At 70.0% G+C, this 22,124-nt stretch carries 21 protein-coding genes; 10 read left to right on the forward strand and 11 right to left on the reverse strand.

Features of this window, described 5'->3' with window-relative positions; translation table 11 throughout:
- The 4 genes from EV292_RS10075 (at position 1) to EV292_RS10090 (ending at position 6,314) form a co-directional block, all read left to right on the forward strand.
- Positions 1-1,242: an efflux RND transporter periplasmic adaptor subunit gene (locus tag EV292_RS10075; RefSeq protein ID WP_207913395.1), complete on the forward strand. Its 1,242-nt coding sequence runs from the start codon at positions 1-3 to the stop codon at positions 1,240-1,242.
- A gap of 6 nt (positions 1,243-1,248) precedes the next feature.
- Positions 1,249-4,467, forward strand: a complete 3,219-nt coding sequence (locus tag EV292_RS10080; protein ID WP_132909073.1) for an efflux RND transporter permease subunit — start codon at positions 1,249-1,251, stop codon at positions 4,465-4,467.
- 1 nt (position 4,468) lies between these two features.
- Positions 4,469-5,989, forward strand: a complete 1,521-nt coding sequence (locus EV292_RS10085; protein WP_132909074.1) for an efflux transporter outer membrane subunit — start codon at positions 4,469-4,471, stop codon at positions 5,987-5,989.
- 70 nt (positions 5,990-6,059) lie between these two features.
- Complete coding sequence (locus EV292_RS10090) at positions 6,060-6,314, forward strand: hypothetical protein (RefSeq protein ID WP_132909075.1); 255 nt, start codon at positions 6,060-6,062, stop codon at positions 6,312-6,314.
- A 64-nt stretch (positions 6,315-6,378) separates the two neighbouring features.
- On the opposite strand, the gene EV292_RS10095 is transcribed toward EV292_RS10090, so the two are convergent.
- From EV292_RS10095 to EV292_RS10105, 3 genes are read right to left on the reverse strand one after another with little or no spacing between them, the layout of a single operon-like run.
- Positions 6,379-6,855: a cytidine deaminase gene (locus tag EV292_RS10095; RefSeq protein ID WP_132909076.1), complete on the reverse strand. Its 477-nt coding sequence runs from the start codon at positions 6,853-6,855 to the stop codon at positions 6,379-6,381.
- Positions 6,852-7,505: a GH25 family lysozyme gene (locus tag EV292_RS10100; RefSeq protein WP_165927077.1), complete on the reverse strand. Its 654-nt coding sequence runs from the start codon at positions 7,503-7,505 to the stop codon at positions 6,852-6,854. Before EV292_RS10100 ends, EV292_RS10095 begins: the two co-directional genes overlap by 4 nt.
- Before the next feature lie 32 nt (positions 7,506-7,537).
- Positions 7,538-8,020 carry a UPF0262 family protein gene (locus EV292_RS10105; RefSeq protein WP_132909078.1) on the reverse strand — a complete coding sequence of 161 codons (483 nt, stop codon included), beginning with the start codon at positions 8,018-8,020 and terminating at the stop codon, positions 7,538-7,540.
- Between the two features lie 106 nt (positions 8,021-8,126).
- Here EV292_RS10105 and EV292_RS10110 point away from each other — a divergent pair, with 106 nt between their 5' ends.
- Entirely contained in the window at positions 8,127-9,614 is a 1,488-nt protein-coding gene (locus EV292_RS10110; RefSeq protein ID WP_132909079.1) for a replicative DNA helicase, read from the forward strand.
- 60 nt (positions 9,615-9,674) lie between these two features.
- Here EV292_RS10110 and EV292_RS10115 read toward each other — a convergent pair whose 3' ends face one another.
- The 3 genes from EV292_RS10115 to EV292_RS10125 are packed head-to-tail and all read right to left on the reverse strand — an operon-like array spanning position 9,675 to position 11,968.
- Complete coding sequence (locus EV292_RS10115; protein ID WP_132909080.1) at positions 9,675-10,559, reverse strand: LOG family protein; 885 nt, start codon at positions 10,557-10,559, stop codon at positions 9,675-9,677.
- A gap of 49 nt (positions 10,560-10,608) precedes the next feature.
- On the reverse strand, positions 10,609-11,268 hold the full coding sequence (locus EV292_RS10120; RefSeq protein WP_132909081.1) for an extensin family protein: 660 nt from the start codon (positions 11,266-11,268) through the stop codon (positions 10,609-10,611).
- Positions 11,252-11,968, reverse strand: a complete 717-nt coding sequence (locus EV292_RS10125; protein ID WP_132909082.1) for a DUF4328 domain-containing protein — start codon at positions 11,966-11,968, stop codon at positions 11,252-11,254. The genes EV292_RS10120 and EV292_RS10125 overlap by 17 nt, the downstream gene beginning before the upstream one ends.
- Positions 11,969-12,104: 136 nt before the next feature.
- Between EV292_RS10125 and EV292_RS10130 the strand changes: the two genes are divergently transcribed.
- From EV292_RS10130 to EV292_RS10145, 4 genes are all read left to right on the forward strand, one after another.
- On the forward strand, positions 12,105-13,256 hold the full coding sequence (locus EV292_RS10130) for a phosphoserine transaminase (RefSeq protein WP_132909083.1): 1,152 nt from the start codon (positions 12,105-12,107) through the stop codon (positions 13,254-13,256).
- A gap of 111 nt (positions 13,257-13,367) precedes the next feature.
- Complete coding sequence (gene serA, locus EV292_RS10135) at positions 13,368-14,945, forward strand: phosphoglycerate dehydrogenase (protein ID WP_132909084.1); 1,578 nt, start codon at positions 13,368-13,370, stop codon at positions 14,943-14,945.
- Between the two features lie 333 nt (positions 14,946-15,278).
- The gene (locus EV292_RS10140; protein WP_132909085.1) at positions 15,279-15,503 is read left to right on the forward strand and encodes a DUF559 domain-containing protein; all 225 of its coding nucleotides are present in this window, start codon (positions 15,279-15,281) and stop codon (positions 15,501-15,503) included.
- Positions 15,500-16,603: an ATP phosphoribosyltransferase regulatory subunit gene (locus tag EV292_RS10145; RefSeq protein WP_132909086.1), complete on the forward strand. Its 1,104-nt coding sequence runs from the start codon at positions 15,500-15,502 to the stop codon at positions 16,601-16,603. Before EV292_RS10140 ends, EV292_RS10145 begins: the two co-directional genes overlap by 4 nt.
- Positions 16,604-16,625: 22 nt before the next feature.
- Here the strand turns inward: EV292_RS10145 and EV292_RS10150 are convergent, their stop codons facing one another.
- The gene (locus EV292_RS10150) at positions 16,626-17,162 is read right to left on the reverse strand and encodes a TlpA disulfide reductase family protein (RefSeq protein WP_132909087.1); all 537 of its coding nucleotides are present in this window, start codon (positions 17,160-17,162) and stop codon (positions 16,626-16,628) included.
- A 205-nt stretch (positions 17,163-17,367) separates the two neighbouring features.
- Between EV292_RS10150 and EV292_RS10155 the strand changes: the two genes are divergently transcribed.
- Complete coding sequence (locus EV292_RS10155) at positions 17,368-18,657, forward strand: adenylosuccinate synthase (RefSeq protein WP_132909088.1); 1,290 nt, start codon at positions 17,368-17,370, stop codon at positions 18,655-18,657.
- 50 nt (positions 18,658-18,707) lie between these two features.
- Here EV292_RS10155 and EV292_RS10160 read toward each other — a convergent pair whose 3' ends face one another.
- The 4 genes from EV292_RS10160 to fabI form a co-directional block, all read right to left on the reverse strand.
- Positions 18,708-19,109 (reverse strand): hypothetical protein, encoded by a 402-nt coding sequence (locus EV292_RS10160; protein WP_132909089.1) that lies wholly within the window; start codon positions 19,107-19,109, stop codon positions 18,708-18,710.
- Between the two features lie 81 nt (positions 19,110-19,190).
- Positions 19,191-20,258, reverse strand: coding sequence for a chorismate synthase (gene aroC, locus EV292_RS10165; RefSeq protein WP_132909090.1), 1,068 nt, complete (start codon positions 20,256-20,258; stop codon positions 19,191-19,193).
- Positions 20,259-20,790: 532 nt separating this feature from the next.
- Positions 20,791-21,327: an N-acetyltransferase gene (locus tag EV292_RS10170; protein ID WP_132909091.1), complete on the reverse strand. Its 537-nt coding sequence runs from the start codon at positions 21,325-21,327 to the stop codon at positions 20,791-20,793.
- The gene (fabI, locus tag EV292_RS10175) at positions 21,320-22,111 is read right to left on the reverse strand and encodes an enoyl-ACP reductase FabI (protein WP_132909092.1); all 792 of its coding nucleotides are present in this window, start codon (positions 22,109-22,111) and stop codon (positions 21,320-21,322) included. Before fabI ends, EV292_RS10170 begins: the two co-directional genes overlap by 8 nt.
- Between the last annotated feature and the right edge of the window lie 13 nt (positions 22,112-22,124).

The raw sequence follows: 22,124 nt of genomic DNA on the forward strand, positions 1-22,124 counted from the left end.
ATGTCCATGGCAAAACAGGGGTTGGCGCTCGCGGCGCTGGTGATGGTTCCGCTCGCCGCGTGCAGCGGCGGCGGGAACGAGCAGGGTGCGGCCAAGGGCGGCGCCGAGCAGCAGGGGCAGGCCGCACCGCCGCAGGTCGGCGTGGTGACGGTGCAGCCCGAGTCGGTCACGCTGACGACCGTGCTGCCGGGCCGTACCAGCGCGTATGAGACGTCCGAAGTGCGCCCGCAGGTCAACGGCCTCGTCACCGCGCGGCTGTTCACCGAGGGCGACCAGGTCAAGAAGGGTCAGGCGCTCTACCGCGTCGACCCGCAGCCCTATCAGGCGCAGGTCGCCAATGCCCGCGCCGCGCTGGCGCGCGCGCGCGCCGCGATCGCGTCGAGTGCGGCGTTGCAGCGGCGGTACGGCGAGCTCGTCAAGATCAACGCGATCGCACGGCAGGACTTCGAGAATGCGGTGACCTCCGCCGAGCAGGCGCGCGCCGACGTCGCCGCGCAGCAGGCCGCGTTGCGCACCGCGCAGATCGATCTGGCGCGCACCACGATCCGCGCGCCGATCTCGGGGCGGATCGGGCGCTCGATCGTCACCACCGGCGCGCTGGTCAGCTCGGGTCAGACGAATGCGCTGACCACGATCCAGCGACTTGACCCGATCTATGTCGACGTCAGCCAGTCGAGCGCCGACCTGCTGCGGCTGCGCCAGCAGATCGCCGCGGGCGACCTGTCGCGCGGCGGCCGCGCCGCGCGCGTGCAGCTGCGGCTCGAGGACGGCTCGGTCTATCCGATCGAGGGCAAGCTCCAGTTCGCCGACGTCAGCGTCGATCCCAACACGGGCACGCAGACGATCCGCGCGCTGTTTCCGAACCCGCGCGGGCTGCTGCTGCCGGGCATGTACGTCCGCGCCGAGCTGGTCGAGGGCACGCAGGCCAATGCGCTGCTGGTGCCGCAGCGTGCGGTGACCCGCGACGAGAAGGGCAATCCCAGCGTGCTGGTCGTCGGTTCCGACGGCAAGCTCCAGCCGCGCGCGCTCACCGCGCCGCGGACCATCGGCGAGAACTGGCTGGTCACCTCGGGCCTCAAGGCCGGCGACAAGGTCGTGGTCGAGGGCGCGATGATGCTGCGTCCCGGCATGCCGGTGAAGGCGGTGCCGTACAATCCGAACGCCGCGCAGGCCGCGCCGGGCCAGGGTGCACCGGGCCAGCAGGGCGGCGGACAGCAGGGCCAGCAGGCGCAAGGAAAGTAACGCCGCATGTCGCGCTTCTTCATCGACCGGCCCATCTTCGCATGGGTCATCGCCATGGCGCTGATGCTGGCGGGGATCATCGCGATCCGCAGCCTGCCGGTCGCGCAATTCCCCGAGATCGCGCCCCCCGCGGTGGCGATCGCCGCCACCTATCCGGGCGCCGACGCCGAGACGCTCGAGCGCACCACCACGCAGATCATCGAGCAGCAGCTGCGCGGCATCGACAATCTGCGCTATTTCTCGTCGTCTTCCTCCTCGGCGGGCGTCGTCACGATCACGCTGACCTTCGAGCAGGGCACCGACCCCGACATCGCGCAGGTCCAGGTCCAGAACAAGCTGCAGGCGGCGACCCCGCTGCTGCCGCAGGAGGTCCAGCGCCAGGGCATCCAGGTGACCAAGTCGGCGGCGAGCTTCCTCGCGGTGGTCGGCCTCGTCTCCACCGACGGGTCGCACAGCAACAACGACCTCGCCGACATGGTCGTGTCCAAGTTCCAGGACCCGGTCAGCCGCATCAACGGCGTCGGCGAGCTCCAGGTGTTCGGCTCGCAATATGCGATGCGCATCTGGCTCGATCCGCTCAAGCTCAACAATTACGCGCTGACCGTCGCCGACGTCACCGCCGCGGTGCAGGCGCAGAACGCGCAGGTTTCCGCCGGCCAGATCGGCGCGCAGCCCGCGCCCAAGGAGCAGATGCTCAACGCGACCGTCTCGGTGCAGTCGCGGCTGCAGACGCCCGAGCAGTTCGGCACCATCCGGCTCAAGACCGGCACCGACGGCTCGGTGGTGCGGCTGCGCGACGTCGCGCGGGTCGAGATCGGCGCCGAGAATTACGGCTTCGACGTACAGTATAACGGCAAGCCGGCGTCGGGCTTCGGCGTCCGTCTGGCGGCGGGCGCGAACGCGCTCGACACGGTCGACCTGCTCAAGGCGCGCGTCGCCGAGATCGGCAAGACGCTGCCCGCCGACGTGAAGGTGATCTACCCCTACGACATCACGCCGTTCGTGCGGCTGTCGGTGGAGCAGGTGATCCACACGCTGATCGAGGCGGTGGTGCTCGTCTTCCTCGTCATGTTCCTGTTCCTGCAGAACTGGCGCGCGACGCTGATCCCGACGATCGCGGTGCCGGTGGTGCTGCTCGGCACCTTCGCGGTGATGGCGCTGGCGGGCTTCACGATCAACACGCTGACCCTGTTCGGCATGGTGCTGGCGATCGGCCTGCTCGTCGACGACGCGATCGTCGTGGTCGAGAACGTCGAGCGCCTGATCGTCACCGAGCACCTCAGCCCCAAGGAAGCCGCGCGCAAGTCGATGGACGAGATCAGCAGCGCGCTGGTCGGCATCGGCATGGTGCTCTCCGCGGTGTTCCTGCCGATGGCCTTCTTCGGCGGCTCGACCGGCGTGATCTACCGCCAGTTCTCGATCACGATCGTCTCGGCGATGGTGCTCTCGGTGCTGGTCGCGCTGATCCTGACGCCCGCGCTCTGCGCCACGATCCTGAAGCCGCACGACCCCGACAAGCAGGAGGGCAACGGCCTGCTGGCGCGCTTCTTCCGCTGGTTCAACCGCAACTTCGACCGCGCGCAGCATCGCTACGAGGGCGGGGTGAAGAGCACCGCGCGCCACTGGAAGCGCTCGCTGCTGGTCTATCTGCTGATCGTCGCGGGCATGGCGCTCGTCTTCATCCGGCTGCCCTCGGGCTTCCTGCCCGACGAGGACCAGGGCTTCGTGCTCGCGCTGGTGCAGGGCCCGGCGGGCGCGAGCAGTGCGCGCACCGAGAAGGGGCTGGCGCTGACCCGCGACCACTTCCTCAAGCAGGAGGCCAAGAACGTCCAGGGCGTCTTCACCATCAACGGCTTCAGCTTCGCCGGCCAGGGCCAGAACACCGGCCTCGTCTTCGTCAACCTGAAGCCGTGGGAGGACCGCTCGGGCGGCGACAATCGCGCCCAGGCGATCGTCGGGCGCGCGATGGGGTCCTTCTCGCAATACAAGGACGGTCTGATTTTCGCGCTGATCCCGCCCGCGGTGCAGGAGCTCGGCAACGCCACCGGCTTCGACGTCCAGCTGGTCGACACCGGCGGCGTCGGGCACGAGAAGCTGACGCAGATCCGCAACATGATGCTCGGCATGGCGTCGCAAGACCCGCGGCTGGCGCAGGTGCGCCCGCTGAGCCTGGAGGACGCGCCGCAGCTCAAGGTGAAGATCGACGAGGACAAGGCGCGCGCGCTCGGGCTCGACCTCGCCGACGTCAACAGCACCATCGCGACCGCGTGGGGCGGCGGCTATATCAACGACTTCATTGACCGCGGTCGCGTGAAGCGGGTCTATGTCCAGAATGACGGGCCATACCGTATGGCGCCCGAGGACGTCGGCGAGCTGTACGTCCGCGGCGCGAACGGGCAGATGGCGCCGTTCACCGCCTTCTCGACGCTGGAATGGGCCAACGCGCCCGTCTCGCTGACCCGCTACAACGGTCAGCCCGCGATGCAGCTGCAGGGCTCGGCCGGGCCGGGGGAGAGCACCGGCGCGGCGATGGAGGCGTTGCAGGAGATCCACGCCAAGCTGCCCCCGGGCACGACGCTGGAATGGACCGGCCTCTCCTATGAGGAGCGGCTGTCGGGCGGGCAGGCGCCGGCGCTGTACGGTCTGTCGCTGCTGATCGTCTTCCTCTGCCTCGCCGCGCTGTACGAGAGCTGGTCGGTGCCGATCTCGGTGCTGCTGGTGGTGCCGCTCGGCATCATCGGCGCGGTGCTCGCGGCGTGGCTGACCGGGCTGAACAAGGACATCTACCTCCAGGTCGGCCTGATCACGACGATCGGCGTGTCCGCCAAGAACGCGATCCTGATCGTCGAGTTCGCCGAGGAACGGATGGCAGAAGGGCTGAGCGCCTTCGACGCGGCGGTGGAGGCGGCCAAGCTGCGCCTGCGCCCGATCCTGATGACCAGCCTCGCCTTCGTGTTCGGCGTGATGCCGCTGGCGGTGTCGACGGGCGCGGGCGCGGGCGGCCAGAACGCGATCGGTCGCGCGGTGGTGGGCGGCATGCTGTCCGCGACGGTGCTGGCGATCTTCTTCGTGCCGATGTTCTTCGTCGTCGTGCTGCGGCTGTTCGGGCACGGCGGCCACGCCGCGACCCCCGACCGGACCGACGACCCCGACGACGCCGACCGCCGGGCGGACGACGCCGCCCTCGACCATCATCCCGGGGCACCGCGCCCCGAGGGAGCCTGACGTGACTCGTTCCGCGATCCTCGCCGCGCTGGCGCTGTCCAGTGCGCTCGCCGGCTGCAACCTGGCGCCCAAATATGAGCGGCCCGGCGGCGCGGTCCCGGCCGCGCTGCCGCAAGGTGGCGTCTATCCCGCCGCGGCGAGCGACGCGGCCGACGTCAGCCAGATCGGCTGGCGCGACTTCTTCCTCGATCCGCGGCTGCGCGGGGTGATCGAGACCGGGCTGGCGAACAACCGCGACCTGCGCGTCGCGGCGGCCAACGTGCTCCAGGCGCGGGCGCAATATCGCGTCCAGCGCGCCGATCTGGTGCCGAGCACGACCATCTCGGGGTCGGGCACGTTCACCAACAACATCTTCGGCGCGGCCGGCGCTGCTGCCGGCGCGGGCGCTGGCACGGGCACTGGCACCGGGACGGGCACCGGCAGTGGCGCGGGTGGCGGCACCGGCGGCGGGACCGGGGTGGGCGCCGGCGCGGGAGTCGGCAGCACGTCTTCGAACGTCGAGTTTTTCTCGGTCAACGCCGGCTTCTCGGCGTTCGAGCTCGACCTGTTCGGGCGCGTGCGCAACCTCAACCGTGCCGCGCTGGAGCAATATTTCGCGTCGGAAGAGGCGCAGCGCTCCACCCGCATCAGCCTGATCGCCGAGATCGCGACGGCGTGGCTGACGCTCGCCTCGGACCAGGAGCAGCTGCGGCTCAGCCGCGAGACGCTCAAGACCTTCGAGGAGACGGTGCGGCTCACCAGCGCGCAGTTCCGCATCGGGGTCGCCTCCGAGCTGGAGGCGCGCCAGGCCGAGACCAATTATCAGGCCGCGCGCAACGACATCGCCGCGCTCACCACGCGCGTGGCGCAGGACCAGAACGCGCTCAACCTGCTGGTCGGCACCACCGTGCCCGCCGAGCAGCTGCCGACCGGGCTCGACGACACGCCGCTGACGCGCGACGCTTTGCCCGGCGACGTCTCGTCCGAGGTGCTGCTGCGCCGCCCCGACGTGCTCCAGGCCGAGCATCAGCTGATCGCGCAGAACGCCAATATCGGCGCGGCGCGCGCGGCCTTCTTCCCGCGCATCTCGCTCACCGCGACGATCGGGACGATCTCCACCGCATTGTCCGGCCTCTTCGGTGGGGGCAGCTTCACCTACACCGGCTCGCCCTCGGTCGGCCTGCCGCTGTTCGACGGCGGGCGCAACGCGGGCAACCTCGATTATGCCAAGGCGTCGCAGCAGGCCGCGGTGGCGACCTATGAGAAGACGATCCAGACGTCCTTCCGCGAGGTGGCCGACGCGCTGGCGCAGCGCGGCACGATCGGCGAGCAGGTCTCAGCGCAGACCGCCCGCGCCGAGGCCGCCTCGGTCGCGGCGCGACTGTCCGACGCACGCTACCGCGCGGGCGTGGACTCGTTCCTGACCTCGCTCGACGCGCAGCGTACCGCTTATTCGGCGCAGCAGCAGCTGGTGACCACGCGGCTGAGCCGCGCGAGCAACCTGGTGGAGCTGTACCGCTCGCTGGGCGGGGGGCTGCGCTGAGGCGCAAAGCTCTGCTTGCCACGGTTGGAATTCGGCGTACTCTCCTCTCAAAACAGGTGAGGAGAGGGCGATGCTGTCGAACGAGCGCGCTGGTGACGAGAGCATCGTCATCCTTCAGTCGCTGCTGTGCCTGATGCGCGAGAAGAACCTGCTGACCCGCGCCGATATCGAGACGCTGTGTGAGCGAGTCGCCGCGCGCGTGGCCCAGGCCGAGCGCGACCCGATGCCGTGCTGCGCCGAGGCGACGACCGCCGCGGCGCACGAGATGGCGCGGATCGGCAGCTACATCGGCCAGCGCTACGGCGGCAAGCACCGCCGGCTATAGGACAGGATGACGCCACGCCGGGGATGACCGCGCCGCCAGCGCGGAGCGCCGCCGGACGGCAGGCTCAGGCGATCCCGAGGTCGGCCGGCCCGAAGGCGTCGGGCAGCAGGTCGGACAGGTGGTAGCGCGCCACCGCCGAGCCTTCCGCGCCCGCGCAATAGACGGCGAGGTCGCGCCCGCTGAGTTGGGCCGCCTCGTTGAGCACCTGGCGGCAGCGCCCGCACGGACGCACCGGCGTATCACCGGTCGCGCGGCCGTCCGGCCCCATCGCGCCGCCGATCACCCCTATTGCGACCACGCGGCGCAACCGACCGGAGGCGGACACGGTCGCGATCGCCACCGTCTCGGCGCAGAGCGACAGGCCGTAGCTGGCATTCTCGACATTGGCGCCGGTCACGACGCTGCCGTCGTCGAGCAGCACCGCCGCCCCGACCGCGAAGCGCGAATAGGGCGCGTGCGCGTGCGCTGCCGCGGCGCGTGCCGCTTCGATCAACGTCGTCGCCTCGGACGAGGGCGCCTGATCCTGATCCCGCTCGCTCATCCCAGTTCCACCACGTCCCAGTTGACCGGCCCCTCGACTCCGTCGACGCGGCGCAGGTCGCTCGCGCGCCACATCCGCCACACCCGCGCACCATAGGCCGGACGCAGGAAGTTGCCGACCGCCCAGAGCGGCCGGTCGAACGCCTCGGTCAGGCGATAGTCGCGCTCGACCTCGCGCGCCACCTTGAGCAGCACCGGCTTGCCCGTATGCGTCTCGATCCGCCGGATCATGTCGGCGACTCCCGCCACCAACGCGGCACGCTCGGGCCGTTCCTCGCAATCGTCGGCGTAGCGGAACGAGACCGCCACCGGCAGCGCCTGCGAGTCGCGCGGCACCACCGTGTTGAACGAATCGGCCTGCGCGCGCGGCGGCTGGCAGAAGGAGAAGACGTGGATCGCGCCGCGCCGCAGCCCCGCGCGCGCCATCTCGTCCCAGTTGGTCTGGAAGGCGTGATCGCGGGCGGTGGCGCCGATCGTCGCCACCGCATAGCCGAAGTCGGCGCCCTCGCCCTTGACCACCGGCCATTCGACCGCACCGGTCGCCTCGGAGACGTCCACCCCCTGTACTGGATAGCGTTCGACCGCGGGGCGCCAGCGCAGCGCGACCTGCCACGCCGCCACACCAGCGAGCGCGATCGCACCCAGAATCAAGAAGATCCTTCCCAAACCCCACATGATAACACTTAAGCCTTGATATGAAGGACGCAGATCAGCGTGAAGAGACGCCGCGCGGTGGCGAAGTCGATCGCCACCTTGCCGTCGAGCCGCTCGCGCAGCAGCTCGGCGGCATCATTGTGGATGGCGCGCCGCGCCATGTCCACCGTCTCGATCTGCTGCGGCGTGGATTGGCGGATCGCCTGGTAGTAACTGTCGCAGATCGCGAAATAATCTCTGATCGGCCGACGAAAGCGCGCGAGCCCCAGCACCAGGGTCTCCAGCAACGTGTCGTCGGCGCGGCGGATCGCCATCGCCAGCCGTCCCTCCTCGACCGACAGCCGGACCTTGTAGGGACCGGCGTAATCGTCGGGCTGCGCGCGCTGCGGCGCGAAATGGTTACTCTCGATCAGGTCGAAGATGGCGATCCGGCGTTCCTGCTCGATATCGGCCGAGCGCCACAGGATGGTGCGTTCGTCCAGCTCGATGTCGATGATCCGCGGATCGGCCATGTGCCCGCTCGATAGAGGCGATGCGCCGCCGTCACAATCGAGTCATCCACAGCTTTCACCGCGTCCGCCGTTCCGCCGACCGCAGCGGCGGGGTATAGCCGCGGCCATGGCCACCCTCGCATTCGCCTCGCCGGCATCGCCCGAACCCGTCCACCTGCCGCGCAACGTCGAGGCCGAGGCCGCGATGCTGGGCGCGATGATGATCGACAACCGCCTCGCCGACGACATCGTCGACCGGCTCGAGCCGCAGCATTTCTACGAGCCGGTCCACGGCCGCATCTTCGCCGCGATCAAGTCGCTGCGCGCCACCGACATGCTCGCCACGCCGGTGACGCTGCGCCCGATGTTCGAGGCGGACGAGGGGATCAAGGAACTGGGCGGGGTCGGCTATCTCGCCGGGCTGACCGGCTCGGGCGCCGGCCTGATCGGCGCGCGCCAATTCGCGCAGCAGATCTACGATCTCGCGCTGCTGCGCGCGCTCGTCTTGGTCGGCCATACGATGGTGGACCGCGCGATGGACACGAGCGAGGAGGTCAACCCGCGCGCGCAGATCGAGGCCGCCGAGGAGGAGCTCTTCCGCGTCGCGGCGGACGGCGGCACCGAGAATGCGGTCAAGAGCTTCGCGCAGGCGAGCACCGCGGCGGTGAAGATGGCCGAGCGCGCGCTCAACTGGGGCGGCAACCTGTCGGGCGTCACCACCGGGCTCGACTCGGTCAACGCCAAGATCGGCGGCATGCACCATTCCGACCTGATGATCCTCGCCGGCCGCCCCGGCATGGGCAAGACCTCGCTCGCGACCAACATCGCCTTCAACGCGGCGCAGCGCTGGATGCGCGACATGCGCGACGGCATCCCGCCGGCCAAGTCGGTCGGTGCCAAGGTCGCCTTCTTCAGCCTCGAGATGAGCGCGGACCAGCTCGCCACGCGTATCCTCGCCGAACAGTCGCGGATCAGTTCCGAGGCGCTGCGCATGGGCAAGATCAGCAAGACCGAGTTCGAGCAGCTCGCCGCCGCTGCGGCCGAGCTGGAGAACCTGCCCTTCTTCATCGACGACACCGGCGGCCTGTCGATCGGCGCGCTGCACACCCGCGTGCGCCGGCTGCAGCGCCGCCACAACAATGAGATCGGGCTGGTGGTGGTGGATTACCTCCAGCTGCTCTCGGGCTCGGGCAAGGGTGACGGCAACCGCGTGCAGGAGATCTCCGAGATCAGCCGCGGGCTCAAGACGCTGGCCAAGGACATGAACGTGCCGGTGCTGGCGCTCTCGCAGCTGAGCCGCGCGGTGGAGCAGCGCGAGGACAAGCGCCCGATGCTGTCGGACCTGCGCGAGTCGGGCTCGATCGAGCAGGACGCCGACATGGTGTGGTTCGTGTACCGCGAGGATTATTACACCGCGCAGCGCGAGCCCAAGCGGCCGATGGAGGGCGATTCCGCCAACGTCTTCGAGGACCACGCGCGCTGGGCGGCGGATATGGAGCGGGTCTACGGCCTCGCCGAGCTGATCGTCGCCAAGCAGCGCCACGGCGCCACCGGCAAGGTGGTGCTCAAGTTCGACCCGACGATCACGCGCTTCTCGGATTACGCGGGCTATTGAAGTTCGAGCCGCGCGCCGGATGGCGGCGGGGCGGGGAGGCGCCCCGTCCCGCCGCGCCTGTTACCGCGGCACGTCGCCCTTCTCGTGGCGGTCGCGGTAGAATTGCTGCACCACCGCCCAGCCCTCGGCCGCGCTCTCGACGTAGCGGAAGATGCCGAGGTCGCGCTCGGACACGACGCCTTCCTCCACCAGCGCCTCGAAGTTGATCACGCGCTCCCAGAACTCGCGTCCGAACAGCAGCACCGGGATCGGCTCAACCTTGCCGGTCTGGATCAGTGTCAGCAGCTCGAACAGCTCGTCGAACGTGCCGAACCCGCCGGGGAAGGCCGCCAGCGCGCGCGCGTGGAGCAGAAAGTGCATCTTGCGCAGCGCGAAATAGTGGAACTGCGTGCTCAGCGCCGGCGTGACATAGGGGTTGGGCGCCTGCTCGTGCGGGAGCACGATGTTGAGCCCGATCGACTCGGCGTGGACGTCCGCCGCGCCGCGATTGGCCGCCTCCATGATCGAGGGGCCGCCGCCCGAGCACACCACGAAGTGCCGCTTGCCCGCCTCGTCGCGCGGGAAGTTGGAACAGAGCTGCGCCAGCTCGCGCGCCATGTCGTAATATTTGCTCTTGGCGACCAGCCGCTCGGCGACCTGACGGCTCTTCTCGTCGGTGGCGAGGTCGAGCAGCGCCTGCGCCTTGCTCGGCTCGGGGATGCGCGCCGAGCCGTAGAAGACGAAGGTGGAGCCGATATGCGCTTCCTCGAAGATCAGCTGGGTCTTGAGCAGCTCGAGCTGGAAGCGGACCGGGCGGAGGTCCTCGCGCAGCAGGAAGTCCATGTCCTGGAAGGCGAGCCGATAGGCGGGGCTCTCGGTCTGCGGGGTGGAGACGTTGGTCTTGGCGACCTCGGCATCCTGCTTGGCGCGCGGGAAGACGCGGCTGGGTACGCGGGTATCTGTCATCGCGGATCGATAGGCCGGGAACGTGACGGTCGCAAGAACATGGCGCGCCTCACCTGCAGAAGCGCGCGCCGTCGTCCTCGAGGTGGAGATGGTCGCGGTGTACCGCATTATAGTCGGGCGACAACACCGTGCCGAAGCGGCGGCAGGCCGAGGCGTGGACGGTGCGCAGGAACTGCTGCACCTGCGGGTCGGGCGAGCGCCAGTCGTTCAGGATCGAGATGCGGCGGCCGTTCTTGAGCTCGAACGCGGCGATGTCGATCGCGTTGGCGAGCGCGTGGCCCGAGCGCCGCGCCGGTCCCTTGGTGCCGATCGTGTTGCGGCAGGCGTAGCTGCCCATGCTGACGATGCGCGACAGTTCCGACCCGAGGATCTGATAGGCGGCGGGCGCGACGCCGTTGCGTGCCCAGGCAGCATAGGCGCGCGCCTCGCCGCAGCGCACCGCGCCGAGATTGGCGGTGGGCACGCCGATGTCGAGCAGCTTGACCGTGCCGACCAGCGCGCAGCCGCCGCCATATTGCTTGTCGGGCAGCGGCTGGAAATCGACGCCGAGCGCGCGCAGGTCGGCGAAACACTGGCGCGTCTCGCGCAGGCTCGGCCCCTCGACCTCGCCGCGCGCGCTCGGCGGGGCAGGACGCTCGGTCCGTCCGCAGCCGGCGAGCAGCAGCGTGACGAGGAGGAGGCGGGAACGGTGGTTACGCCACGACGTCATCGGCTTCGTGTAACGGCGGAATGCGCCGAGCTAAAGCCGTGCGTTGCCGGAAGGAGAGGCGGAGGATGACGATGGTGAGCACGACGACGAGCGCAGTCTGCACGACGCCGCGCGCGGTCGTCAGCCATGCGAGGGTGAAAAGCTCTTCCTCCACCCAGATTCTTTCCCCTTCCATCCAGAGGCTCTCGCGGATCTTGGACAGAGCATAGTCAATCGTCATGGCGAGCAGCCACAATCCCCACCACCAACGCAGCAGGGCGGGCACCGGTACGCGCGCCGGCGCGGCTGGGTCGTGGCTGATCTGCCAGAACTCCAGCACCACCTGAAAAGGACGGATGAGAGTGGCGAACGGCACGAAGAACCATATCACCGCCGAGCGCGGCTTGTATCTTGGCCGGTAGCGCGACGTGGCCGCGAGAAGATGCGCGTTGCGCCCGATGACATACAGCCAGCGCAGCAGCGCTACCGCGGCGAGCGCGAAGAGCGCCAGGCCGAGATCGACGTCCAGCGCCTGATGCAGCAGCCACGGTGACAGGGGTGGCAGCGGCAGGACATGGCCGCCAATCCCGCCGTGCCGGTTGATCGCCAGGAATGCCGCCATGGAGCTGATCACTTCATCGGCGAGCCACAGCCATGACGCGCCAAGCGCCGCGACCCCCCATGCGATCTGATGACACGGCCGACCTTTCGCCTCGCTCACGCCGCTGCCCTCTCCGCCTGCCAACCTCCTATTTTAGACGATCATCCGGCTTGCCAGCGGTCCCCGGCGTCTGTAGCGCGGTCGACGGGCCACGCGGTCCCAACGCCGCGCGTGCTCTCTGTAAGGAGAGTCAGACATGACTGATACGACCGCCGCCGACGCCACCCTCGCGCCCGCGACGCCCGCCACCCGGCCGGCCCGCCCGCATTTCTCGTCCGGCCCCTGCGCCAAGCCGCCCGGCTACGATCCCGCCAAGCTCGCAACCGACGTCCTCGGACGCTCACATCGCTCGAAGCTCGGCAAGCAGCGGCTACAATATTGCATTGAGCTGATGCGCGAGTTGCTGAACCTGCCTGACACGCACCGCATCGGCATCGTCCCCGGCTCCGACACCGGCGCCTATGAGATGGCGATGTGGACGATGCTGGGCGCGCGCCCGGTCACCGCGCTCGCCTGGGAGAGCTTCGGCGAGGGCTGGGTGACCGACGCGGTCAAGCAGCTGAAGATCGACCCGACGGTGATCCGTGCCGATTACGGCCAGCTCCCCGACCTCGCGCAGGTCGACTGGTCGAACGACGTGCTGTTCACCTGGAACGGTACCACCAGCGGCGTGCGCGTGCCGAACGGCGACTGGATCCCCGCCGACCGCGAGGGGCTGAGCTTCGCCGACGCCACCAGCGCGGTCTTCGCCTATGACCTGCCGTGGGACAAGATCGACGTCGCCACCTTCTCCTGGCAGAAGGTGCTGGGCGGCGAGGGCGCGCACGGCGTGCTGATCCTCGGCCCGCGCGCGGTCGAGCGGCTGGAGAGCTACACCCCCGCCTGGCCGCTGCCTAAGGTGTTCCGGCTCGTCTCCAAGGGCAAGCTGACCGAGGGCGTGTTCAAGGGCGAGACGATCAACACGCCGTCGATGCTGGCGGTCGAGGACGCGATCTGGTCGCTCGAATGGGCCAAGTCGCTGGGGAAGGGCGGGCTGATCGCGCGCTCGGACGCCAACGCCGCCGCGCTCGACACGATCGTCGCCGAGCGCGAGTGGCTCGGGCACCTCGCCGCCGACCCGGCGTCGCGCTCCAAGACCAGCGTGTGCCTCACGGTCGACGCCGACGAGGGCGTCATCAAGAAGATGGTGTCGCTGCTCGAGGCCGAGCACGCCGCCTATGACATCGGCGGTTATCGCGACGCCCCGCCGGGGCTGCGCATCTGGTGCGGCGCCACCGTCGACACCGCCGACATCGTGGCGCTCGGCCCGTGGCTCGACTGGGCCTACGCCACCGCCAAGGCGGGCTGATTGGCCCGTGCTCCTGCGCAGGCAGGAGCCCAGCAGCCACGAACGCTATCTTCCCTGACTCTGGGCTCCTGCGTGCGCAGGAGCACCGGCAGCTACCGACAGGATTTTCCCATGCCCAAGGTACTCATTTCCGACAAGATGGACCCGCGCGCCGCCGAGATCTTCCGCGAGCGCGGCGTCGAGGTGGACGAGATCACCGGCAAGACCCCGGACGAGCTCAAGGCGATCATCGGCCAGTATGACGGCCTCGCCATCCGCAGCTCGACCAAGGTAACCAAGGACATCCTCGCGCACGCCACCAACCTCAAGGTGGTCGGTCGCGCCGGCATCGGCGTCGATAACGTCGACATCCCCGCCGCCTCGGCCAAGGGTGTGGTGGTGATGAACACGCCGTTCGGCAACTCGATCACCACCGCCGAGCATGCCATCGCGCTGATGTTCGCGCTCGCGCGCCAGCTGCCCGAGGCCGACGCCTCGACCCAGGCGGGCAAGTGGGAGAAGAACCGCTTCATGGGCGTCGAGGTCACCGGCAAGACGCTGGGGCTGATCGGCGCGGGCAATATCGGCTCGATCGTCGCCGACCGCGCGCTCGGGCTGAAGATGAAGGTCGTCGCCTTCGACCCGTTCCTCACCGAGGAGCGCGCGGTCGAGCTGGGCGTGACCAAGGTGACGCTCGACGAGCTGCTCGCGCGCGCCGACTTCATCACGCTGCACACGCCGCTGACCGACCAGACGCGCAACATCCTCTCGGCCGAGAATCTCGCCAAGACCAAGAAGGGCGTGCGCATCGTCAATTGCGCGCGCGGCGGGCTGATCGACGAGGCGGCGCTCAAGGCGGGGCTCGACTCGGGGCATATCGCCGGCGCCGCGCTCGACGTCTTCGTGCAGGAGCCCGCCAAGGACAGCCCGCTGTTCGGCACGCCCAACTTCGTCTCGACCCCGCACCTCGGCGCCTCGACCACCGAGGCGCAGGTCAACGTCGCGATCCAGGTCGCCGAGCAGATGGCGGACTATCTCGTCTCGGGCGGCGTCACCAACGCGCTCAACGTGCCGAGCCTCTCGGCCGAGGAGGCGCCCAAGCTGCGCCCGTACATGGGGCTGGCGGAGAAGCTCGGCTCGCTCGTCGGCCAGCTCGCCACCGGCGCGATCGACCGCGTCTCGATCCACCGCGAGGGCGCGGCGGCGGACCTCAACCCCAAGCCGCTGACCAGCGCGGTGCTCACCGGCTTCCTGCGCCAGCAGACCGACACGGTGAACATGGTCAACGCGCCGGTGCTGGCGCGCGACCGCGGCATGGAGGTGCGCGAGATCCGCACCGAGCGCGAGGGTGATTATCACACGCTGCTGCGCGTCGCGGTGCGCACCGCCGACGGCGAGCGCTCGGTGGCGGGCACCCTGTTCGGTGACTCGGCGCCGCGCCTGGTCGAGCTGTTCGGCATCAAGGTCGAGGCCGATCTCACCGGCGCGATGCTCTACGTCGTCAACGAGGACGCGCCGGGCTTCATCGGGCGGATCGGTACCTTGCTGGGCGAGGCGGGCGTCAACATCGGCACCTTCCATCTCGGCCGGCGCCAGGCGGGCGGCGAGGCGGTGCTGCTGCTCTCGGTCGACCAGCCGGTCGACGCCGAACTGCTCGCGCGGGTCAAGGCGCTGCCGGGCGTGAAGACCGCGATGGGGCTGGCGTTCTGAGCTGAGGGGCGGGGCCGGTGGTGAGACACCGGTCCCTGCCCAAGCTCTCTGGCGGGGAGAGCGCTGATGACGGGTCATCGGCCCTCCGGAGCGGATGGTTGCGAAACTCCCGTCATCCCGGCCTAGCGCCGGGATCCATTCCGCCGCGAGAGCGATGCCGACGGCGCTCGCGGGACCATGGATCCCGGGTCGAGCCCGGGATGACGGGTGGGGCGAGCGGCGTCAGCGACAAAGAACCATTTGGTGCCGGGCTCCTGAATCCCTGAACACGTCGTCTGCGGCCGTGCAGACCGCCCCCTCCTTCGTGACCGCCCCCGTCGCGGCCGCCGCGAGATGACAGCGCCCGACGTCGAGGTTGACGGCGACACGCACAACGATCAATCCCGCGACGGGAAGCGGACAGCAGGGCTCGAGGCGCGCGGCTATCGGGTGCTCCGCTGCACGAATGCGGACATGATGATGGAACTGGACGGCGTGTTGCTCCACCTTGGCGTCGCGCTCGCGGCGGCCCCTCAGCCCGATCCTCGCCTCGCCGGCAAGAAGGACCAGCGCGTATGACCGCTCTTCTCCCCGAGGGTCTGCGCGATCGCCTCCCCCCCGTCGCCGACGCCGCCGCCGCGCTGGAGGCGCGCGTGCTCGCGGCGATTCACGCGCACGGCTATGAACGCGTCGATCCGCCGCTGGCCGAATTCGCCGAAGGGCTGGGCTCGCGACTCAAGGCGGGCGGACTGCAGGACGCGGTGCGGTTCGTCGATCCCGTGTCGCAGCGGACGCTCGCGATCCGCCCCGATCTCACCGCGCAGGTGGCGCGGATCGCCGCGACGCGGATGGGGCACCACCCGCGTCCGGTGCGACTGAGCTACGCCGGCGCGGTGCTCAAGCTGCGCGCCAGCCAGTTGGCGCCCGCGCGCGAGACGCGCCAGATCGGCGCCGAACTGTTCGGTCTCGACACCGTCGCCGCGGCGCAGGAGGTGGTGACCGTCGCGATCGAGGCGATCCGCGCGGCCGGGGCGGCGATGCCCTCACTCGACTTCACCTTGCCCGATTTGGTCGATACGCTCGCCGCGGGCGCGCTGCCGGTGGCGCCCGAGAAGCTGGATCTGCTGCGTCAGCGCCTCGACGCCAAGGACGCGGGGGCGGTGGCGGAACTCGCGGCCGACTATCTTCCGCTGGTGACCGCCGCGGGGCCGTTCGATCAGGCGATGGAGCGGCTGCGCGCATTCGACCGCGACACGGTGCTGGCGTCGCGGCTCGACGCGCTGGCGGCGATCGCGCGCGCGGTGGAGGGGCGCGCGACCCTGACGCTCGATCCGACCGAGCGGCACGGCTTCGAATATCAGAGCTGGCTCGGTTTCTCGCTGTTCACCGCCACCTCCGCCACTGAAGTGGGGCGCGGCGGCACCTATACCGTGGTCCATGAGGGTGGCGCGGAAGAGGCCGCGACCGGCTTCTCGCTCTTCACCGACCGACTGATCGGCGATCCGCCCGTGATCGATCGCCGCCGCCTGTTCCTGCCGCTGGGCACCGCGGCGGACGCGGGCGCGGCGATGCGCGCGCGCGGCTGGGTGACGGTCGCCGCCCTCGAGCCCGGCGACACGCCCGAGGCGCAGGTCTGCACCCACTTCTACGCGGACGGCGAGGCGCGCGCGATCGACTGATCCGCGCGCCGTCGGCCGACGCTCAGGCCGTGGGCGTGCCGGAGGGGCCGGGACGCGGCGTCGGTGCGGGAGCTTCGCGCAGCAGCGGCAACAGCAGTCGGTCGAGCTTGGCGCGATCGAGCACGCCGTCATGCGCGTAGCGGACGATCCCGGCGCGATCGATCACCACCAGCGTCGGGATCGACCCGATCGATCCGTCCACGCCCTTGACCTGGACGATCTGGGGCAGATGCACTTTATCCCACGGACGCCGGCGCAATGTCGCGGGCGCGGGATGGTCCATCGGATAGCCGAAGACGCGCAAGCCTCGGCCGGCGGCGCCGCGCTGATAGGCGTCGAGCATGGGCATCTCGGCCCGGCACGCGCCGCACCAGGTCGCCCAGAAGGCGATCAACACCACCTCGCCACGATGCGCCGCGAGCGTGGTGGTGGTGCCGTCCACCAGCGTCAGACTGGCGGCGGGGGCGGGCTTGCCCACCTCCAGATTGCCGACCTTCTGCCCCGCCACGGGCGTGCCCGCCAGCGTCGCGGTGACCAGCATCGCGCCGAACCATCGCATCGTCACCTCCTCCGTTGCCGACCGACGCTGCCGGCCGGGCCGACGCCTGGTCAATCGAGCGGTGACGCGGAACGGCGATCGGCGGCGCGCGGTTGACCTCCTCTCGAGGCGCGGCTACCCGCGCCACCGACATCGCTGAACCACTCGCGCGCCGAGTCCTGTCGAAGGGCGCGCGGGTTCGCCCGGCAGGCGGAGACCTGTATCCATGGCCAACGTAGCAGTCATCGGCGCGCAATGGGGCGACGAGGGCAAGGGCAAGATCGTCGACTGGCTCGCCGAGCGCGCCGACGTCGTCGTGCGCTTCCAGGGCGGGCACAATGCCGGCCACACGCTCGTCGTCGGTGAGTCGGTCTACAAGCTCTCGCTGCTGCCCTCGGGCATCGTGCGCGGCACGCCCTCGGTGATCGGCAACGGCGTCGTGCTCGATCCCTGGGCGCTCAAGACCGAGATCGAGCGGCTCGCCGCGCAGGGCGTGGTCGCCACCCCCGAGACGCTGCGGATCGCGGACAATTGCGCGCTGATCCTGCCGTTCCACCGCGACCTCGACGCGCTGCGCGAGGATGCCAGCGGCGCGGGCAAGATCGGTACGACGCGGCGCGGCATCGGCCCGGCCTATGAGGACAAGGTCGGGCGCCGTGCGCTTCGGGTTTGCGACCTCGCGCACCTCGACGATCTCGGTCCGCAGCTCGACCGGCTCACCGCGCATCATGACGCGCTGCGCGCCGGCTTCGGCGAGGCGCCGATTGACCGTGACGCGCTGGTCGCCGAGCTGCGCGCCATCGCCGACTTCGTCCTGCCCTTCGCCAAGCCGGTGTGGCGCGACCTCAACATCGCCAAGGAAGCGGGCAAGCGCATCCTGTTCGAGGGCGCGCAGGGCGTGCTGCTCGACATCGACCACGGCACCTACCCGTTCGTCACCTCGTCGAACACGATCGCGGGCACGGCGGCGGGTGGTTCGGGGCTCGGTCCGGCGGCGGTCGGCTTCGTGCTGGGGATCGCCAAGGCCTATACCACCCGCGTCGGCTCCGGACCGTTCCCGACCGAGCTGGAGGATGCGACCGGCGAACGGCTCGGCACGCGCGGGCATGAGTTCGGCACGGTGACGGGGCGCAAGCGGCGCTGCGGCTGGTTCGACGCGGTGCTGGTGCGCCAGTCGGCGGCGGTGGGCGGGATCACCGGCATCGCGCTGACCAAGATCGACGTGCTCGACGGTTTCGACGAGGTGCGGATCTGCACCGGCTATCGGTTGCGCGGGGAGGTGATCGACTATTTCCCGGCGCATGCCGCTGACCAGGCGTTGGTCGAGCCGGTCTATGAGACGATGGAGGGCTGGCAGGACTCGACCGCGGGGGCGCGGAGCTGGGCCGATCTGCCGGCGCAGGCGATCAAATATATCCGCCGCGTCGAGGAGCTGATCCGCTGCCCGGTGGCGCTGGTGTCGACCAGCCCCGAGCGCGCCGACACGATCCTGGTACGCGACCCGTTCGCCGACTGACGGCGCATCGCCCCGGTATCGACTCGATACCGGGGGCGATGAGGGCGAGATTATTGCGGCGACTGCGGCGAGGTGGACATCGGGTCCGTGCCCGTCGTGCGCGGGTTGTTCTGCGACGTCGGGTTGACCGTCGGATCCGGGTTCATCGTCTGGGTCGACGGGTCGGGGGTGGTGCTGGTGCTCGGCTGGCTCGTGGTCGAGCGGTCACGCGACGAGCGGCGCGAGTCGCGCGTCGAGCGCGGCGAGGTGGTCGTCATCGTGTCGGACGACGTCCCCTGGGTGGTGGTGCCGGTGCTGCCGGGCTGCTGCATCGTGCCCATGCCGCCCATCGAGCCGCTGGGATCCATCGTGCCCGACTGGCCCATGCCGCCGGCGGTGCCGCCCGTGGTCTGCGCCGTGGCGACCGCGGGGAAAGCGAGCGCGGCAGCGGCCGCGATAACGAGAATGCGCATGGGAACCTCTCCTCTGATGTCAGCCCCCAACGAGCCGCACGGAGCGGGTGTTCCGATCAATACTCGCCTAAATTAACCAACTTAGCCACATTGTGCGCGATGAAGCAAGCGCTGGTCGGCGAGCACCAGCGCGACCATCGCCTCCACCACGGGCACGCCGCGGATCCCGACGCAGGGGTCGTGCCGGCCCTTGGTGGCGATCTCGGTCGCCGCGCCCTCGCGCGTGACGGTCTCGACCGGGGTGAGGATCGAGCTGGTCGGCTTGAACGCGACGCGCACGCGGATCGGCTGGCCGGTGGCGATCCCGCCCGCGATCCCGCCGGCATGGTTGGCGAGGAAGGCGGGGCCGTCCGCGCCGGGGCGCATCGCGTCGGCATTCTGCTCGCCCGACAGCGCCGCGGCGGCGAAGCCGTCACCGATCTCGACGCCCTTCACCGCGTTGATCGACATGCACGCCGCGGCGAGCTCGCTGTCGAGCTTGGCGTAGAGCGGCGCGCCCCAGCCCGCCGGCACGCCGGTCGCCTCGCACACCACCACCGCGCCGAGCGAGGAGCCGGCCTTGCGCGCGGCGTCGACCTTCTCTTCCCAGCGCGCCGCGGCGGCGGGATCGGGGCAGAAGAAGGGGTTGGCGTCGATCGCGGCGTCGTCGAAGCTCGCCGGGTCGATCGCGTCGCCGCCGATCGCCTCGACCCAGGCGCGCACGCGCACCTGCGGCACCACCAGCCGCGCCACCGCGCCCGCGGCGACGCGCGCGGCGGTCTCGCGCGCCGAGGAACGGCCGCCGCCGCGATAGTCGCGGAAGCCGTATTTGGCGTCATAGGCGTAATCGGCGTGGCCGGGTCGATAGGCGAGCGCGACGTCGGAATAGTCCTTGGAGCGCTGGTCGACGTTCTCGATCATCAGGCTGATCGGCGTGCCGGTGGTGCGTCCCTCGAACACGCCCGAGAGGATGCGGACCTGGTCGGGCTCGCGCCGCTGCGTGGTGAAGCGCGACTGGCCGGGGCGGCGGCGGTCGAGCCAGGGCTGGATATCGGCCTCGGCCAGCGCGATTCCCGGCGGGCAGCCGTCGACGATAGCGCCGAGTGCCGGGCCGTGACTCTCGCCCCAGGTAGTGAAGCGGAACACGCGGCCGAAGGTGTTGTAGCTCATGCGCGAGGGTCCGAATGTTGAGTCGCTGGCGCGTCGCGACTCAAGGTTCGCGGGCGGCCAGCATGGGACATGGCGCGCGCTGTGCCAGAAGCGCGCGGGGTAGGACAGGGGGCTCGGCGGCTCGCTCCGTTGTCGCGCCCGGCTTGGTGGGCGCGGGACCTCGGCAAGACCCTTCCGTCATCCCGGACTTGTTCCGGGATCCACCGTCGTACCAGCGCCTCGGCCGACGAGGGTGCGGCACCGTGGATCCCGGAACACGTCCGGGATGACGGGAGAGAGCGGTCCGCGATTTTCGCAAAGGTCGCCCCGGCGTCGGGCGCGAGTCGGGGAACGTCTGTGAGCCTCACGCGAGCCTTCCCACCTCGACCGCCGCCTCCGTTGGGCCAGCAGCAGAGCGCGCTCTCTCAGCTTTCTCTTGTTCCCCGGGGAAGGCCGGGGCCCAGGTGGAACGACGGTCGTGAGACCCAGCTGCGTTCTCCAACTGGGCTCCGGCCTTCGCCGGGGAACGGCGAATGGCAGCGTGGCGCCCCTCTCACCCCTCGCCCAGCACCGCGAAGGCATCGGCGTGGCGTGCGTCGCCGCGGACGCCGCACGGCATCAGCCCGCCCTGCAGCGGCAGCGCCAGCAGATGCTCGCCGGCATAGGGCGAGACGAAATTGGCCGCATAATCCTCGTGGAAGCCGAAGCGCCGATAGTAAGCCGCGTCGCCCAGCACGAAGCACAGCACCACCCGCTCGGCCTCGAGCCGCTCGAGTCCCGCCTGCACCAGCGCCTCGCCCACACCGCGGCGGCGATAGGCCGGCGCCACCGCGAGCGGCGCCAGCGCCACCGCGGGCACGGCGCGGTCGTTCACCGTCACGGCCATGCGGCTGAATGCCACCGCACCGACGATCGCGCCGGTGGCGCCGTCGACCGCCGCCATCATCAGCACCATCGCGCCGTCGACGCACAGCCGCCGCACCAGATCGGCCTCGTCGGCGCGCGCGAAACAGGTGCGCAGCAGCGCGTCGATCCCCGCCACGTCCTCGCCGCGCGCGGGGCGGACGATCAGCTCGGCCGCGTCAGGCAAGCGCGATGTCCGGCGCGTCCTCCGCCTTCATGCCGATGACGTTATAGCCCGCGTCGACATGGTGGATCTCGCCGGTGACGCCGCTGGCGAGCGAGCTGAGCAGATACAGACCCGCGCCGCCGACCTCCTCGATCGAGACGGTGCGGCGCAGCGGTGCGTTGAGCTCGTTCCACTTGAGGATATAGTTGAAGTCGCCGATGCCGCGCGCCGCCAGCGTCTGGATCGGTCCCGCCGAGATCGCGTTGATCCGGATATTCTCCGGCCCGAGATCGACCGCGAGATATTTGACGCTCGTCTCCAGCGCGGCCTTGGCGACGCCCATCACGTTATAGTGCGGGATCACCTTCTCGGCGCCGTAATAGGTCAGCGTCAGGATCGCGCCGCCCTCGGGCATCATCCGGCGCGCGCGCTGCGCCACCGCCACCAGCGAATAGGCCGAGACGTTCATCGTCATGAGGAAATTGTCGAGCGTGGTGTCGTAATAGCGACCGCGCAGCTGCGACTTGTCGGAGAAGCCGATGGCGTGGACGATGAAGTCGATCGTCGGCCATTCGCGCGCCAGCGCGGCGAAGGTGTCGTCCAGCGCGGCCATGTCGGCCACGTCGCAGTCGAACAGCCGCGCCACGCCGAGCTGCTCGGCGAGCGGGCGCACGCGCTTCTCCATCGCCGCGCCCTGGTAGGAGAAGGCCAGCTCGGCGCCGGCCTCGCTGAGCTGCTTGGCGATGCCCCAGGCGAGGGACTTGTCGTTGGCGAGCCCCATGATGAGCCCGCGCTTGCCTGCCATCAATGCGTTCACG

The organism is Sphingomonas sp. BK235, assembly GCF_004345855.1.
Taxonomy (GTDB): Bacteria; Pseudomonadota; Alphaproteobacteria; order Sphingomonadales; family Sphingomonadaceae; genus Sphingomonas.